Source organism: Cupriavidus sp. MPR-AND1C, from assembly GCF_058809705.1.
Genome location: NZ_JBXASU010000093.1, coordinates 13,706 through 27,969, shown reverse-complemented (window position 1 = coordinate 27,969; position 14,264 = coordinate 13,706). Strand labels below are relative to the sequence as shown.

The following is a 14,264-nucleotide window of genomic DNA, read 5'->3' as shown; positions in this document are numbered from 1 at the left end:
GTGTTCATCGGGGGGCAGGGGGCGTTTTAGAACATCACTCGCTCGGGGCCGGGGCCCCGGAAGGCACCCGGCGGTCTGGCCGGGGCGGGGCTCAGGCTGCGGCGGCCACGCGCCCGGCTTCCACCAGCGGCTCGTTGAACACATCGTAACCGAAGCACCAGTCCGGGTTCTCGTTGGTGCGCAGCCAGGTGTTGTTATGCGAGACCAGTTGCACCTTGCCGGCACGCTCGGCGCGGTTGGCTTCGTACAGCGAGAACGCGGCGCTGAAGTCCGACAGCCCGGTCTGCTGCAGGCAGCGCGTCAGCATGGCAGCGTCTTCGATGGCCATGGCCGCGCCCTGCGCCATATGCGGCTTCATCGGGTGGCAGGCGTCTCCCAGCAGCACCAGGCGGCCGCGGCTCCACACCGGCAGCGGATCGCGCTCCAGCAACGGCCACTTGGTCACTTCCACGGTGCCTTCGATCAGCGATTGCACACCTTCATGCCAGCCGTCGAACGCGGCGCGCATTTCCTCGATGCTGCTGGGCAGCCAGCTCTTGGTCATGTCCCACGTGGGCTCGGGCACGCCGGTGACGTAGTAGATCTCGTCGAGCTTGCTGGTGTCGAAGTACACCATCATATGGCGATCGTCGGACCACCACTTGGTGCAGCGGTCATGGGTGAAGCCCTTGACGCGCGCGATCGGGAACACGGCGCGGTGCGCCACGTAGCCGGTGTACTTGGGCGGCTCCGCGCCCAGCAGTGTTTCGCGGATGCGGGAGTTCACACCGTCCGCGCCGATCACGATGTCGGCTTCGTCCACGGTGCCGTCGGCAAAGCTCAGGCGCACCACGTGGCCCAGGTCTTCCACGCTGGCCAGCTTCTTGTCGAACAGCAGCGTGCCGGGTGCCACCGCCTCGGTCAGCAGGGCGTGGAAATCCCCACGGTGCACGGTCAGGTAGCTGGCGCCGTAATGCGACAGCGCGTAACGCCCAAGCGGGATCTGGGCGATCACTTCGCCGCTTTGCCAGTCGCGGCTGTACCAGTAGTCCGGGTGGCAGCCCATGTCGTTGAGCGCATCTTCGAGGCCGATCCTGCGCATGACCTTCATCACGTTGGGCCCGACGTGGATGCCGGCGCCCAGGCGCGAGAACGCCGGAGCCTGCTCATACAGCTTGACTTGGAATCCGGCGCGCTGCAGCAGGGCGGCCGCAACCGTCCCCCCCAGGCCGGCGCCAATCACTGCGATCCGTGGTTTGCCTTGCACGATATTTCTCCTGGCGGTGTGATGTGGGTCTGACGTGGCCGTCTGGCCAATCGGTGAATCGAGTGTACACACGAGAAATTTGCTTGTAAAGAAAGGACATGCCACCCCTATGGAAAACCCTTATGCCAAAGTGATTGCTCCGTTTTGATGCCCATAAACCGTGAAATAAAGCACCGTACTAGGGGTTGATTCATGAAGTGGGCACTGAAATCGTGCGTCGCGCCTGGTCGAGCGTCTTGTTGTGAAAATAACGTGTGTACACTACAATCATTCGCAGGACACGGAGGCCGGTGAAGGCTCCGGTCCGGCCGTGCAGGGCGCCTCTCCGCTACGACGGGCGCCAGGGCGGGTGGACAGAACAGACAGATGACGGAGTCGACAGTGCAAAAAATTTTCCGTATCGGCCAGATCGTGCCGAGCTCGAACACCACCATGGAAACCGAGATCCCGGCGATGCTGACGTTGCGCCAGCAAGTGCGCCCCGAACGCTTCACCTTCCATTCGAGCCGCATGCGCATGAAGAAGGTGGTCAAGGAAGAGCTGGCGGCCATGGACGCCGAGTCCGACCGCTGCGCGCTGGAACTGAGCGACGCCCGCGTCGACGTGCTGGGCTATGCCTGCCTGGTGGCCATCATGGCGATGGGCCACGGCTACCATCGCGTTTCGGAGAAGCGCCTGCAGGCCCATACCGCCGCCAACGGCGCTGACGCGCCCGTGATCACCAGCGCTGGCGCGCTGATCGACGCGCTCAAGGTGATCGGCGCCAAGCGCATCGCCGTGGTCGCGCCTTATATGAAGCCGCTGACCGAGCTGGTGGTGGACTACATCCGCAACGAAGGCTACGAGGTGGTGGACTGGCGCGCGCTGGAAATCCCCGACAACCTCGAAGTGGGCCGCCACGACCCCGCCAGGCTGCCCGGCATCGTCGCGCAGATGAACACCAAGGATGTGGACGCCATCGTGCTGTCCGCCTGCGTGCAGATGCCGTCCCTGCCAGCAGTGGCCAAGGTGGAAGCCATGACCGGCAAGCCCGTGATCACGGCCGCCATTGCCACCACTTACGCCATCCTCAAGCAGCTTGACCTGGAGCCGGTCGTGCCCGGCGCGGGTGCGCTGCTGTCGGGTGCCTATTGATCACGTCTTCGGTAAAGGGAGCCCAGCAATGAGCCAGTTTCTCCACGGCGGCAATGTGTTCGCCAATGGCATCCGCCAGCATTACCTGCGCTACGGCGGCAGCACCGGCGCGCGCGCGCAGCGCGATGCCGTGGTGATCGTGCCCGGCATCACCAGCCCGGCGGTCACCTGGGGCTTTGTCGGCGAGCAGTTCGGCAAGCACTTCGATACCTATATCCTGGATGTGCGTGGACGTGGCCTGTCCGAGGCCAGTGATGCGCTGGACTACGGCCTGGACGCGCAGGCGGCGGATGTGGTCGCCTTTGCGCAGGCGCTCGGCCTGGCGCGCTATGCCATCGTTGGCCATTCCATGGGCGCGCGCATCGGCATTCGTGCCGCGCGCGGCAATCCGGCCGGGCTGACCCGGCTGGTGATGGTGGACCCGCCCGTCTCCGGGCCGGGACGGCGCGCCTATCCTTCGCAGCTGCCGTGGTATGTGGATTCCATCCGCCTGGCGCGCCAGGGCATCGATGCCGAAGGCATGCGCCGCTTCTGTCCGACCTGGACGGATGCGCAACTGCGCCTGCGCGCCGAGTGGCTGCACACCTGCGACGAGCGCGCCATCGTCACGAGCTTCGAGGACTTCCACCGCGATGACGTGCATGCCGACATGCCGTCGGTACGGGTTCCCACGCTGCTGATGGTGGCCGGCCGCGGCGACGTGATCCGCGCCGAAGACATCGAGGAAATTCGCGGTTTGCTGCCTGCCGTGCAGGTTGCGCGCGTGCCGGATGCCGGCCACATGATCCCGTGGGACGACGAGGCGGGTTTCTACCGCGCCTTCGGCGATTTCCTCGGCGCGCCGCTGCTGCAGGACCAGGCTGCCGCCTGAGCTGCCCGCTTCACCAGAAAGGAGAACACATGCCAGTAAGCGATCACGACCTGACCCAGGCATGGCGCCAGGTGCTCACCCTGTCAAAACTGGAGCCGGGCCAGACGGTCACGGTGCTGACCGGCGCCGCCACGCATCCGCAAACGCTGCGCACGGCGCAGATGGCGGCCACGGCGATGGGCGCCATCGTCAACCGGCTGGACCTGCCGCCCGTCAACGCAGACAAGGCGCTCAGCCGCGACGCGCTGGCTTATCTCGGCACGACGCCGCTGACCGGCAACCCGGCCGCCATCGCCGCGCTCAAGGCCAGCGACCTGGTGCTGGACCTGATGACGCTGCTGTTCTCGCCCGAGCAGCACGAGATCCTCTCCGGCGGCACCAAGATCCTGCTGGCCGTGGAGCCGCCCGAGGTGCTGGTGCGGCTGGTGCCCACCGAAGGAGACCGCACCCGCGTGAAAGCCGCCACGGCGCGGCTGGCGCGCGCGCGGGAGATGCACATCACGTCAGATGCCGGCACCGACCTGCGCTGCGCGCTGGGCGAGTTTCCCGCCATCAGCGAGTACGGCTTTGTCGATGAGCCGGGCCGCTGGGACCACTGGCCAAGCGGCTTCGTGCTGACCTGGCCGGACGAGGGCGGCACCAATGGGCGCATCGTGCTCGATCGCGGCGATATCCTGCTGCCGATGAAATCCTATGTGCAGGCGCCGATCGACATCACGGTGGGCAATGGCTACGTCACCCGTATCGAAGGCGGCCTGGATGCCGAGCTGCTGAGCGATTACATGGCCTCGTTCAACGACCCCGAGGCCTACGCCATGTCGCATATCGGCTGGGGCCTGCAGCCGCGCGCGCGCTGGTCCACGCTCGCCATGTATGACCGCGAGGCCACCATCGGCATGGATGCGCGCGCGTTCGAAGGCAACTTCCTGTGCTCCTTCGGCCCGAACAACGAAGCCGGCGGCAGCCGCACGACGGCCTGCCATATCGATATCCCCGTGCGCCATTGCACGGTTCGGCTGGACGGCGAGGCGGTGGTTGAACAAGGAAAGGTGCTGGATCACGAATACCAGCAAGAGCGGCAAGAGCAGCAAGAGCAGCAACGAGATGCCAGGGGAGCCATCCATGCATGATGAAGTGAAAACCTACCAGCGCCAGGGCTTCGGCGCCGCGCTGGAACCCAAGGCACCTTACGGCCTGCTGATCATCGACTTCGTCAACGGCTTCGCCGATCCGGCCGTCTTTGGCGGCGGCAATATCCCCCAGGCCATCGCCAACACCGTGCCGCTGCTGGCCACGGCGCGCGAGCAGGGCTGGCCGGTGGCGCACAGCCGCATCGTGTTTGCCGACGACGACAGCGACCACAACATCTTCACGCAGAAGGTGCCCGGCCTGCTGGCCCTGAAGGAAGACAGCCACAACAGCGCCATCGTCGGGCAACTGGCGCCGCGCGCGGGTGAACTGGTGGTGCGCAAGACCGTGCCATCCGCCTTTTTCGGCACCTCGCTGGCCGCGTGGCTGAACCAGCGCGGCGTGCAGACGCTGCTGGTGGCGGGCTGCGTGACCAGTGGCTGCGTGCGCGCCAGCGTGGTCGATGCCATGTCGTACGGCTTGCGCCCGCTGGTGCTGTCCGATTGCGTGGGCGACCGCGCCATCGGGCCGCACGATGCCAACCTGTTCGACATGGCGCAGAAGAACGCCACGGTGATGCCGCGCGACGAAGCGCTGGCGATGCTGGCGCGGGCTACGGCCACAGCCACGGCTTAAGGGAAAGGCATTCGGCGATGCTGATGACCGCCGGATGCGAGGCTCAGGTGCGCTTGGCGCGTGCCGGCTTCTTGCGGGCGGCGGGCGCCGCCGCTTCGGCCTCGGCCGGGGCCTGCCCGGCCGGGGCGATGCCAGTGCCCGGCACGCAAACCGTGCTCAGCACCGTACGCTGGATCACATCGCGCCAGTGCTCCAGCGCCGGCTTGCTCATCATGGGCTCGCCCAGGAAAGCGCTGAGCGTATGATGATTCGAATTGTAGAAGTAGCCCAGCGACGCGATCACCAGGTAGATATCGCGGGCGAGCACATCGGGCTGGAACAGCCCGGCAGCCTTGCCGCGCGCCAGGATGCCGTCCAGCACGGACAGGGCGTAGCTGGAGATCTCCCTGAGCCGGCTCGACTTCTTGGCGTGCTTGCCCTGGCTCATGTTCTCGCTGGACAGGATGGCGACGAACTCGGGATGATCGAGGTAGTAGGCCCAGACGAAGTCGATCAGCTGGGTCAGCGCGCGCACCGGATCCTCGGGGTCGAGCTTGAGCGCCTGCTCGGCCTCATTGAGCTGGATGTAGATGGTTTCGAGCACTTCGACGAACAGCTTTTCCTTGCTGCCGAAGTAGTAATAGATCATCCGGTCGTAGGTCTTGGCCAGCGAGGAGATCTTCTCCACGCGCCCGCCTTCGTAGCCGCGCAAGGCGAAGACCTTGATGGCGGCCTTGAGGATCTTGGCGCGGGTGTCCTGAGCTTGCCGGGCCCGGGTTCCGGCTGCCGCGCTTTTCTTAGCGGTCGGGGTGCTCATATGTTTGATACGTATTGCTTGTTCGAGGCTGGCAGTATAACGGTCAAGGCGGGCGGCGCCGGAATCCGGCAGTCCGCCAGCGTGCCTACCTGAGACATGGAACGAATGGAAACGACACCCGGCCGCGGACCCCGGTCCACCTCTTTTCCCGCATCGGCGCCGATGTCCCCGGGCGCGCAGCGCGACGCCCTGCTGCAGGCGCGCGGCGTGCTGCTGGTGACGCGCGCGCCGCAAGCCGCGCCGCGGCTCGCGCCCGGCCAGCCCGGCGCGGCCTCCGACTACATCGCCGCGCAGCCCGACATCTTCGTGGCGGTGCGCGACACCGGCGAGATCCTGGCTTTCAACGGTCACGTTGACCTGGGCACCGGCATCCGCACGTCGCTCGCACAGATCGTGGCCGAGGAGCTGGAGGTGCCGGCGGCGCGTGTGGCGATGACGCTGGGCCATACCGAGGCAACGCCCAACCAGGGCCCCACCATTGCCAGCGCCACCATCCAGATCTCGGCGCTGCCGCTGCGCCGCGCGGCGGCGCAGGCCATGGCCTGGCTGCGCGAGCGCGCGGCGCAGCGTCTTGGCGTGGCGCCCGAAGCGCTGATCGCAGAAGATGGCCGCCTGCGCTTGCGCGGAACAGGCAATGAGAACGCCGAAGGCCTGGCCTACGGCGACCTGCTGGCCGGCGAGCATATCGAGCTGCCCCTGGCTGACGCCATTGCCACCAAGCCGGTCAGCGAATACCGCGTGGTCGGGCGCGCCGCGCCGCGTGTGGATATTCCCCCCAAGGCCACGGCGCAGCTCACCTTCGTGCACGATGTGCGCGTGCCCGGCATGCTGCACGGCCGCGTGGTGCGCCCACCCTACGCCGGGCGCGATAGCGGCGGCTTTGTCGGCACCAGCCTGCGCGGCGTCGACCGCGCGTCGATCCGCGACGTGCGCGGTGTCGTCGACGTGGTGGTGCAGGGCGATTTCATCGGCGTGGTGGCGCAGCGCGAGGAGCAGGCCATGCAGGCGGCGCGCCGCCTGCGCGTGGACTGGAAGCCGGCGCCGCCGTTGCCCCCGCTCAGCGAGCCGGATGACACCGAGGCCGCGCTGCGCGCCAATCCCGCGACACGCCGCACGCTGGTGGAAGAGGGCGACGCCCAAGGCGCCCTCGACTCCGCTGACCGGATACTGTCGCGTGGCTACACGTGGCCCTACCAGATGCACGGCTCCATCGGCCCGTCGTGCGCGGTGGCGGACTACCGCGAAGATGGCCTCACGGTCTGGTCCGGCACGCAAAACCCGCATGTGTTGCGCATCGACCTGGCGCGCCTGACCGGCCTGGACGAAGGCTGCATCGAGATCGTGCGCATGGAAGCCGCCGGCTGCTATGGCCGCAACTGCGCCGACGACGTTTGCGCCGATGCGGTGCTGCTGTCGCGCGCGGTAGGCCGCCCGGTGCGGGTGCAACTCAGCCGCGAGCAGGAACATCTCTGGGAGCCCAAGGGCGCGGCGCAACTGATGGACGTGCGCGGCGCCATTGGCCCCGATGGCGAATTGCTGGCCTACGATTTCGTCAGCCGCTATCCGTCCAACGATGCGCCCACGCTGGGGCTGCTGCTGACCGGCGTGGTCGACAACGCGCCGCGCATGTTGCAGATGGGCGACCGCACCGCGGTGCCGCCTTACCAGTACGCCGCCACGCGCATCGGTTGCGACGACACGCCGGCCATCGTGCGCGCCTCCTGGCTGCGTGGCGTGTCCGCGCTGCCAAACGTGTTCGCGCACGAGTCCTTTATCGACGAGCTTGCGCATGAGTCCGGCGCCGATCCGCTGGCGTACCGCCTGCGCCACCTGGCCGATGCGCGCGCAACAGACCTGCTGCGCGCGCTGGCGGCGCATGCCGGCTGGCGCGAAGGCGCGCGCGGCACGCGTGGCCGGCCGGATGCGGATGGGCTGCTGCGTGGGCGCGGCGTGGCCTATGCCCGCTATATCCACAGCAAATTCCCGGGCTTCGGCGCCGCCTGGGCCGCCTGGGTGGTGGACCTGGCGGTCGCGCCCGATACCGGCCAGATCGTGGTGGAGCGGCTGGTGGTGGCGCAGGACACCGGCATGATGGTCAACCCCGACGGCGTGCGCCACCAGGTGCAGGGCAACGTGGTGCAAGCGCTTGGCCGCGTGCTCAAGGAACAGGTGCGCTTTGACGCCAACGGCGTGGCCAGCCGCGAATGGGGCAGCTATCCGCTGCTGACCTTTCCCGAACTGCCGCCCATCGAAGTGCTGCTGATGCCGCGCCAGGAGGAAGCGCCGATGGGCGCGGGCGAATCCGCGTCGCTGCCGGGCGCGCCGGCCATTGCCAATGCGTTGTTCGATGCCACGGGGGTGCGGCTGCGGCGCGCGCCCTTCACGCCGGAGGCGGTGCTCGCGGCGCTGGCCGGCCAGCCGGCCTGAGGCGGGCTTACTCTGGCTCGCCGTCCGCTGCGTTGCCGCGCTCGTCGCGCTCGTCGAACTCGCTCATCTTGCGCAACAGGTAGGTGATCGCCACCCGCTCGGCGGGATTGAGGTCGCCGAAAGTCTGCTCGGAAATCTTGTGCGCGAACGGCACGGTTTGCTCGATCAGCGCATGGCCGGCCGGGGTCACCGTGACCACGACCTTGCGGCGGTCGTTGGTATCGTGCGAGACGGCCACCAGCTCGCGCGCCTTGAGGCGCTCGATGATGCCGCGCACGGTGGCCTGGTCGATGGCGGTGGCCCGCACGATTTCGCTCAGCGAGCACGAGCCGCGCTCGTTGACCGCGCACATCACCACGAACTGCGCCGCCGTCAGCTGCGAGTCGGCAATGGTCTGCTGGAAGATCGCCACATGGCGCTGGTAGGCGCGCCGCAGCAGGTGCCCGACTTGCTCGGTGAAATCGTAGTCGGCGGCGGCGGGTTTTTGCGCGGCGGTCTTGCGCGCGGAGGAGTTGGACACGATGGGCGGTCTGCAGGCATGAGATAAACGTGCCTCGGAGTATACCGAGCGGGGCCGCGCGCGGCGGGTTTTTTGCGCGTGCACGGCCCCGCACCGTGCAATCCGCTCAATCCGCCGAATCCGCGCAGCGGTGGATTTCCACAGTGATATGCACGAGCTCTTCGTGAACTGCAAGGGCGCTCCTGACGCGCGCTGCCGTCAGCGCAGGGTCGTGAGTCACCAGACTGACAAGGCAGGAGAATGTCTCCTTGCCCACTCGCCAGACATGAAGGTCGGCAACACGGGCACCCTCGTCGCCGGTATCGAAAGCCTGCAACACTTCGCGTACTTCATCCACGACCGGATGGTCCATTTCTCGATCGAGCAGAACGACGCCGGTTTGTTTCAACAGGCCGAAGGCCCATGCGCCGACCAGCCCGGCGCCAACGATGCCCATGACCGGGTCGAGCCAGCGCCACCCGAGCAGCCAGCCTCCGGCGAGTGCCAGAATGGCAAGCACCGATGTTGCGGCATCTGCCAGTACATGGACGTATGCCGAGCGCAAATTCAGGTCATGCTGGTGATGGCCGCCATGACCATGACCATGACCGTGTCCATATTGGTGCCCATGCTCATGCCCATGTGCGTGGCCATGGGCATGCGCATCGCCCAGTATCAGCGCGCATCCTATATTGACAAGCAGTCCGATGACCGTGACTGCCATGGCTTCCTTGTAGTGAATGGCCTGCGGACTGAAGATCCGTTCCACGGACCCGAAGACCATCAAGGCGGCGATGCCGAGAAGAAAGATCGCGCTGGCGAATCCCGCCAGGATCTCGATCTTCCAGGTGCCGAAGGCGAACCGATGGTCATGCGCGTAGCGCCGCGCCGCCGCATAGGCAAAGGCGCTCAATCCGATGGCAAGCGCGTGGGAACTCATATGCCACCCGTCAGCCAGCAGCGCCATCGAGTTGAACCAGAGGCCGGCGGCGATTTCCACAACCATCATCGCGGCGGTGATCAGCATGACGAGGCGCGTTCCTCGCTCGGCAGCCTTGTTGCCTGAGTCGAATACGTGGGTATGCGTCCACGGGGTGATGTCATGTGTATGCATGGTCGATCTGCTTGGTTGTTGCCCAAGCAGCCGCAGGCTTGAGCAGTTTCGTGACGATTCGAGCGTGAAGCGGGCAATAGGCTGAGTGAGTCAGGCTGCTCATTTGAAGTAGCTGTGCACCACCTCGATGAGCTGCTCCCTGGCGTCGCCTTCGGACTCGCCATGGGCTGGCTCGGCTTCGACAAGGTGCGTGCGGATGTGGTCTTCCAGTACCACCGCCAGCAGGCCGTTCATGGCTCCACGGCAACTCGTGATTTGCTGCAGCACGTCCACGCAGCCGTGCTCTTGCTCGAGTGCGCGTTCGATAGCATCAATCTGGCCCCGGATGCGGCGCACCCGGTTCAGCAACTTCTGTTTTTCGCGGATCGTGTGGCTCACGGCGTCGCCTCAAATATAGTATGGGGGAGTATATATTCCCTGCCGGGAAAGGGACCATGTCCTTGCAAGTCGCGGGGTCTTGCCCGCTGTCCGGTACCTGGCAAGTCTTCCTGCTCGTCCTGCCATGAGAAGCGTTGACCACCTGCATCGCCCGCGTGGACAATGGTGCCAGTTGAGCCTTCTGCCAGAACCGGGAGAACTGTCACATGCCTTCTGCCGTTGCCGCCGCCTGCAGGCTTTCACTGCCGAGGCACCGCTCTCCAGGGCGCCAACCGCGCCAACAGCGAGATTCGCGGTGACCGGCCGTGGATGACGCCGATACGGCTTCGCCGGTGCCGGGCGCCAACCCGGGCGATCCGCCGCTGCGGCTGGCGCGTACCCGCACGGCACGCGCGCTGCTGACCGCGCTGGCGTTGCTGAGCCTGGGGGTGGCCATCCTCGGGCTGTTCGTGCCCGGCCTGCCCAGCACCGAGTTCATCCTGCTGTCCGCCTGGGCCGCGGCCAAGGGGTCGCCGCGCCTGCATGCGTGGCTGCTTGGCCATCGCGTGTTCGGCCCGATGCTCTACAACTGGCACAACGGCCGCATGGTGAGCCGCCGCGCCAAGTGGAGCGCCACGGCGGCCATGAGCATCTGCGGCGCCGTGCTGCTGTTCGGCATGCATCGGCCCTGGCTGGCCTACGGGGCAATTGCCTGCATGGCCTGCGTGCTGGCATGGCTGTGGCGCCGGCCCGAGCCGGCGGCCTGATGCCGCACCCGCCAGTTACGCTGTCTGGGTTTCGCGCGGCCTGGTCTTCTTTGCCGCCTTTACTGCCTTTACCACCTTTACCACCTTTACCGGCCACGCCAGCATCGCGGTAGCAGCCAGCGCTTCGAGCGCGGCGCGCGACGCGCCATCGCGCGCCTGCATCGACATTCCCTGCATGACCGTGTTGAAGAACTTGGCCAGTGCTGGTGCATCCGTGCCGGCGGGTAGTTCGCCGCGCTGGATGCCCTGCTGGATGCAGGCCTGCAGGGCTTGCTCCTTTTCCTTGCGGCGCTGGCGCAGCGTATCTTCGATATAGGCGCAGTCGGCCGAGCAACTGGTGCCCGTCATCAGGAAGCAACCGGCGGGGTTGCCCTTGGCGCTGAACAAGGCGGCTGCGCCGGCGAGCAGGCCGTGCACGGCGTCATGGGCGCTGCTAGCGCCTTGCAGCGGCGCGTAGAGCAGCGCGCCGTGGGTATCCGCATAGCGGTCCACGGCTTCGTAGAACAATTGCTCCTTGCTGCCGAACGCGGCGTACAGGCTGGGCGCGGTGATGGCCATGGCCTCGGTGAGCGCGGAGATCGAAGTGGAGCCATAGCCATAGCGCCAGAACAGCGACAGGGCCTGGCCCAGCGCCTCGTCGCGATCGAACTGCCTGGGCCGCCCGCGGCCCGCACCGGAAACACTCTTTTTCATAGTGGTCATTATATTTTTCCGTTGCCAGTGACGCCAGTGGTGATTACTATAGTGATCGTTCAATAAATTGCTGCGCCGCAGTCGCTCGCCATGATCCCCTATTCCCTGCTTGACCTGTCGCCCATCGTGGAAGGCGGTGACGCCGGCCAGGCCATGCGCAATTCGCTCGCGCTTGCCCAGCACGCTGAGCGCTTGGGCTACCAGCGGTTCTGGCTGGCCGAGCATCACAATATGCCTGGCATCGCCAGCGCCGCCACGGCGGTGCTGATTGGCTACGTTGCCAACGGCACGTCCACCATCCGCGTGGGTTCCGGCGGCATCATGTTGCCCAACCATTCGCCGCTGGTGGTGGCCGAGCAGTTCGGCACGCTGGCCTCGCTGTTCCCCGGCCGCATCGATCTTGGCCTGGGCCGTGCGCCCGGCACCGACCAGTCCACCGCTCGCGCGCTGCGCCGCAGCGCCACGCAAGACGCCGCCGATGCCTTCCCGCAGGATGTGGAGGAGCTGCAGGCCTACTTTGACGACCCGCGTCCCGGCCAGCGCCTGCGCGCGGTGCCCGGCGCGGGCCTGAAGGTGCCGCTGTGGCTGCTTGGCTCCAGCTTGTTCAGCGCGCAGTTGTCGGCGGCGATGGGCCTGCCCTTCGCGTTTGCCTCGCACTTCGCGCCGGGCTTCATGCGCCAGGCGGTGGACCTGTATCGCACGACCTTCCAGCCGTCGGCGCAGCTCTCCAAGCCGCATGTGATGCTGGGGCTCAACGTGTTCGCGGCGGATTCGGACGCGCAGGCGCGCCGGCTGTTCAGCTCGCTGCAGCAGCAGTTCCTGGCGCTGGTGCGCGGCAGTCCCGGCCCGATCCGGCCGCCGGTGGACAACATCGAACTGATGTGGACGCAGACCGAGGCCACGCATATCCGGCGCTCGCTGGCGTGCTCGGTGGTGGGCGATCCGGAAGGCGTGCGCAACGGCCTGCGCGCCTTCATCGAGGACCTGCAGCCGGATGAGCTGATGCTCACCGCGCAGATCCACGATCACGAGGCCCGCCTGCGCTCCTTCGAGATCGCGGCGCAGGCCATGCGGGTGGCGGCGTCGCCAGCCAAAGTCATGATCTGACGCGTCGGTCGTGCCGATGGCGCCGATGCGCTCAGAGGTGCTTGTAGAAGAACGTGGTCCCGCAGAACTCGCCATCCGGCATCAGCGCGTACTTCGGCACCACGCCGGCGCGCTGCCATCCCGCGCGCGCGTACAGGCGCTCCGCATCGCCGCCGGTCACCGTGTCGAGCACCAGCACCGACTTGCCCGCCTCGCGCGCGGCATCGTCCAGGGCCGCCAGCAGCCGCTGCGCTACGCCGCGGCGGCGGGCCTTGCGGTGCACCAGCATCTTGGCCACGTCGGCGCGGTGGGGCTGGTTGTCAGGCATCGACAGGATGATCTGGACGGTGCCAAGGATCTGCCCTTCGCCGTCCTGCGCGATCAGCAGCACGCGCTCTGCGCGCGCGACGCCATCGGCCACGCCGCGCCAGAACTGCAGGGCCTTCTCGCGTGGCAGCGGCAGCATGAAACTCACCGACGCGCCCCCTGCCACGCAATCGATCAGCACATCGGCCAGCGCCTCGATGCACGCGGCCGCCTCATCGGCGCCGACGCGCCGCACGGTGATAGGTTCGGTCATCCCGGGCATCTCGGTCATGCGTTTCTCCTGGTTGGCGTGAATGGCATCGTGGCCAGCGCCACGACGTAGCGCGCGGGCTTGCGGGTGGGATTCTTGTAGACGATGGGGCGGTCCAGCCGCATGGACAGGCAGTCGCCGGTTTCCAGGCGCCAGTGCTGGTCGCCCACCGTCATTTCCATGACGCCGTCGATCATCCAGACCTGCTGATGGATATCGGCTTCGCGCGCGGCGGTTTCGTACGCCACGCGCTTGCCTGCCGGGAAGACCACGTCAACCAGCTGGATCGGCGAGGGTGCCGCCGGGGAGAGGTTGCGGCGGATATAGCCGGAGGCGGGGTCGGTCCACACCGGCTGCTCCGCCGCACGAGCCATGGGCGACGGCTCGGCCTGCGGCGTGCTGTCCTCGAACAGCGACGCCACGGTGACGCCCAGCGCGGCGGACAGCTTGTCGAGCACCGTGGCCGTGGCGCTGCTCTGGCCACGCTCGATCAAGGAGATGTTGGAGCGGCTCACGCCGCTGCGCTCAGCCAGGGCGGCCAGCGAGAAGCCCTGGGCGTCGCGCAGTGTTCGCACGCGCCGGGCGATGAGGTCGTTGATGTCCATGGTTGTCCAGTATGCTGGATGTTCATGTCCTGTAAACTGACATACATCGCGATTCAAAGCAACTGGAACCTGCCAATGCAATAGCGCGTTCCGGGCCGGGGCGGTGCCGCTCAAGGCTGCCTCGGAGCGACTTGGCTTTCAAGGGGCCGGCGCACAACGGGCTGCCTTGTCGGCAGGATGCGGCCCTTGTTCATGCCGACGGCCGGCACACACCACGAAGGCGAAGATCTCGCGCACCTTGGACAGACGGTGCGCTTATATGGACGTTGGTCGGGAAATGAAAAAGAGCCCGCCGGTGTGGCGTGGGCTCAGGCTGCTGACAAACCTG

General features: G+C 66.8%; 15 protein-coding genes. 7 read left to right on the top strand and 8 right to left on the bottom strand.

From position 1 onward, the window contains the following. Window positions 1–91 precede the first annotated feature (91 nt). Window positions 92–1,246, bottom strand: a complete 1,155-nt coding sequence (locus AC1RWI_RS31775) for an FAD-dependent monooxygenase (RefSeq protein ID WP_492870320.1) — start codon at window positions 1,244–1,246, stop codon at window positions 92–94. A gap of 381 nt (window positions 1,247–1,627) precedes the next feature. Between AC1RWI_RS31775 and AC1RWI_RS31770 the strand changes: the two genes are divergently transcribed. From AC1RWI_RS31770 to AC1RWI_RS31755, 4 genes are read left to right on the top strand one after another with little or no spacing between them, the layout of a single operon-like run. Beyond that, window positions 1,628–2,380, top strand: coding sequence for a maleate cis-trans isomerase family protein (locus AC1RWI_RS31770; RefSeq protein ID WP_043352885.1), 753 nt, complete (start codon window positions 1,628–1,630; stop codon window positions 2,378–2,380). A gap of 28 nt (window positions 2,381–2,408) precedes the next feature. Then, window positions 2,409–3,251, top strand: a complete 843-nt coding sequence (locus AC1RWI_RS31765; RefSeq protein WP_492870319.1) for an alpha/beta fold hydrolase — start codon at window positions 2,409–2,411, stop codon at window positions 3,249–3,251. Window positions 3,252–3,280: 29 nt separating this feature from the next. Then, window positions 3,281–4,381, top strand: a complete 1,101-nt coding sequence (locus AC1RWI_RS31760; RefSeq protein ID WP_492870317.1) for a 2,5-dihydroxypyridine 5,6-dioxygenase NicX family protein — start codon at window positions 3,281–3,283, stop codon at window positions 4,379–4,381. Next, window positions 4,374–5,015 (top strand): N-carbamoylsarcosine amidohydrolase, encoded by a 642-nt coding sequence (locus AC1RWI_RS31755; protein WP_043352892.1) that lies wholly within the window; start codon window positions 4,374–4,376, stop codon window positions 5,013–5,015. The genes AC1RWI_RS31760 and AC1RWI_RS31755 overlap by 8 nt, the downstream gene beginning before the upstream one ends. 43 nt (window positions 5,016–5,058) lie before the next feature. Here AC1RWI_RS31755 and AC1RWI_RS31750 read toward each other — a convergent pair whose 3' ends face one another. Further along, on the bottom strand, window positions 5,059–5,811 hold the full coding sequence (locus tag AC1RWI_RS31750) for a TetR/AcrR family transcriptional regulator (RefSeq protein WP_492870316.1): 753 nt from the start codon (window positions 5,809–5,811) through the stop codon (window positions 5,059–5,061). Window positions 5,812–5,973: 162 nt separating this feature from the next. Between AC1RWI_RS31750 and AC1RWI_RS31745 the strand changes: the two genes are divergently transcribed. After that, complete coding sequence (locus tag AC1RWI_RS31745) at window positions 5,974–8,238, top strand: xanthine dehydrogenase family protein molybdopterin-binding subunit (RefSeq protein ID WP_492870315.1); 2,265 nt, start codon at window positions 5,974–5,976, stop codon at window positions 8,236–8,238. 7 nt (window positions 8,239–8,245) lie between these two features. Here AC1RWI_RS31745 and AC1RWI_RS31740 read toward each other — a convergent pair whose 3' ends face one another. From AC1RWI_RS31740 to AC1RWI_RS31730, 3 genes are all read right to left on the bottom strand, one after another. After that, a complete protein-coding gene (locus AC1RWI_RS31740; RefSeq protein ID WP_043352899.1) occupies window positions 8,246–8,758 on the bottom strand; it encodes a MarR family winged helix-turn-helix transcriptional regulator in 513 nt (170 codons plus the stop codon). A gap of 106 nt (window positions 8,759–8,864) precedes the next feature. After that, a complete protein-coding gene (gene dmeF, locus AC1RWI_RS31735; RefSeq protein WP_492870314.1) occupies window positions 8,865–9,851 on the bottom strand; it encodes a CDF family Co(II)/Ni(II) efflux transporter DmeF in 987 nt (328 codons plus the stop codon). 99 nt (window positions 9,852–9,950) lie between these two features. Next, window positions 9,951–10,229: a metal/formaldehyde-sensitive transcriptional repressor gene (locus tag AC1RWI_RS31730; protein ID WP_043352904.1), complete on the bottom strand. Its 279-nt coding sequence runs from the start codon at window positions 10,227–10,229 to the stop codon at window positions 9,951–9,953. Between the two features lie 305 nt (window positions 10,230–10,534). On the opposite strand from AC1RWI_RS31730, the gene AC1RWI_RS31725 reads away from it, so the two are divergent. After that, on the top strand, window positions 10,535–10,975 hold the full coding sequence (locus tag AC1RWI_RS31725) for a YbaN family protein (protein ID WP_043352906.1): 441 nt from the start codon (window positions 10,535–10,537) through the stop codon (window positions 10,973–10,975). A gap of 15 nt (window positions 10,976–10,990) precedes the next feature. Here the strand turns inward: AC1RWI_RS31725 and AC1RWI_RS31720 are convergent, their stop codons facing one another. Further along, window positions 10,991–11,677 carry a TetR/AcrR family transcriptional regulator gene (locus AC1RWI_RS31720; RefSeq protein ID WP_492870313.1) on the bottom strand — a complete coding sequence of 229 codons (687 nt, stop codon included), beginning with the start codon at window positions 11,675–11,677 and terminating at the stop codon, window positions 10,991–10,993. A gap of 81 nt (window positions 11,678–11,758) precedes the next feature. Between AC1RWI_RS31720 and AC1RWI_RS31715 the strand changes: the two genes are divergently transcribed. After that, entirely contained in the window at window positions 11,759–12,775 is a 1,017-nt protein-coding gene (locus AC1RWI_RS31715; protein WP_492870312.1) for an LLM class flavin-dependent oxidoreductase, read from the top strand. A gap of 31 nt (window positions 12,776–12,806) precedes the next feature. Here the strand turns inward: AC1RWI_RS31715 and AC1RWI_RS31710 are convergent, their stop codons facing one another. Next, complete coding sequence (locus AC1RWI_RS31710; RefSeq protein ID WP_043357564.1) at window positions 12,807–13,334, bottom strand: GNAT family N-acetyltransferase; 528 nt, start codon at window positions 13,332–13,334, stop codon at window positions 12,807–12,809. 14 nt (window positions 13,335–13,348) lie between these two features. After that, window positions 13,349–13,936 (bottom strand): helix-turn-helix domain-containing protein, encoded by a 588-nt coding sequence (locus AC1RWI_RS31705; RefSeq protein ID WP_043352911.1) that lies wholly within the window; start codon window positions 13,934–13,936, stop codon window positions 13,349–13,351. Window positions 13,937–14,264 lie beyond the last annotated feature (328 nt).

Excerpts from the sequence above, each read along its gene's own strand:
- dmeF (WP_492870314.1), bottom strand. The coding sequence starts at position 9,851 with ATGCATACACATGACATCACCCCGTGGACGCATACCCACGTATTCGAC.
- AC1RWI_RS31710 (WP_043357564.1), bottom strand. The coding sequence starts at position 13,334 with ATGACCGAACCTATCACCGTGCGGCGCGTCGGCGCCGATGAGGCGGCC.
- AC1RWI_RS31760 (WP_492870317.1), top strand. The coding sequence starts at position 3,281 with ATGCCAGTAAGCGATCACGACCTGACCCAGGCATGGCGCCAGGTGCTC.
- AC1RWI_RS31715 (WP_492870312.1), top strand. The coding sequence starts at position 11,759 with ATGATCCCCTATTCCCTGCTTGACCTGTCGCCCATCGTGGAAGGCGGT.
- AC1RWI_RS31720 (WP_492870313.1), bottom strand. The coding sequence starts at position 11,677 with ATGACCACTATGAAAAAGAGTGTTTCCGGTGCGGGCCGCGGGCGGCCC.
- AC1RWI_RS31745 (WP_492870315.1), top strand. The coding sequence starts at position 5,974 with ATGTCCCCGGGCGCGCAGCGCGACGCCCTGCTGCAGGCGCGCGGCGTG.
- AC1RWI_RS31750 (WP_492870316.1), bottom strand. The coding sequence starts at position 5,811 with ATGAGCACCCCGACCGCTAAGAAAAGCGCGGCAGCCGGAACCCGGGCC.
- AC1RWI_RS31755 (WP_043352892.1), top strand. The coding sequence starts at position 4,374 with ATGCATGATGAAGTGAAAACCTACCAGCGCCAGGGCTTCGGCGCCGCG.
- AC1RWI_RS31765 (WP_492870319.1), top strand. The coding sequence starts at position 2,409 with ATGAGCCAGTTTCTCCACGGCGGCAATGTGTTCGCCAATGGCATCCGC.
- AC1RWI_RS31705 (WP_043352911.1), bottom strand. The coding sequence starts at position 13,936 with ATGGACATCAACGACCTCATCGCCCGGCGCGTGCGAACACTGCGCGAC.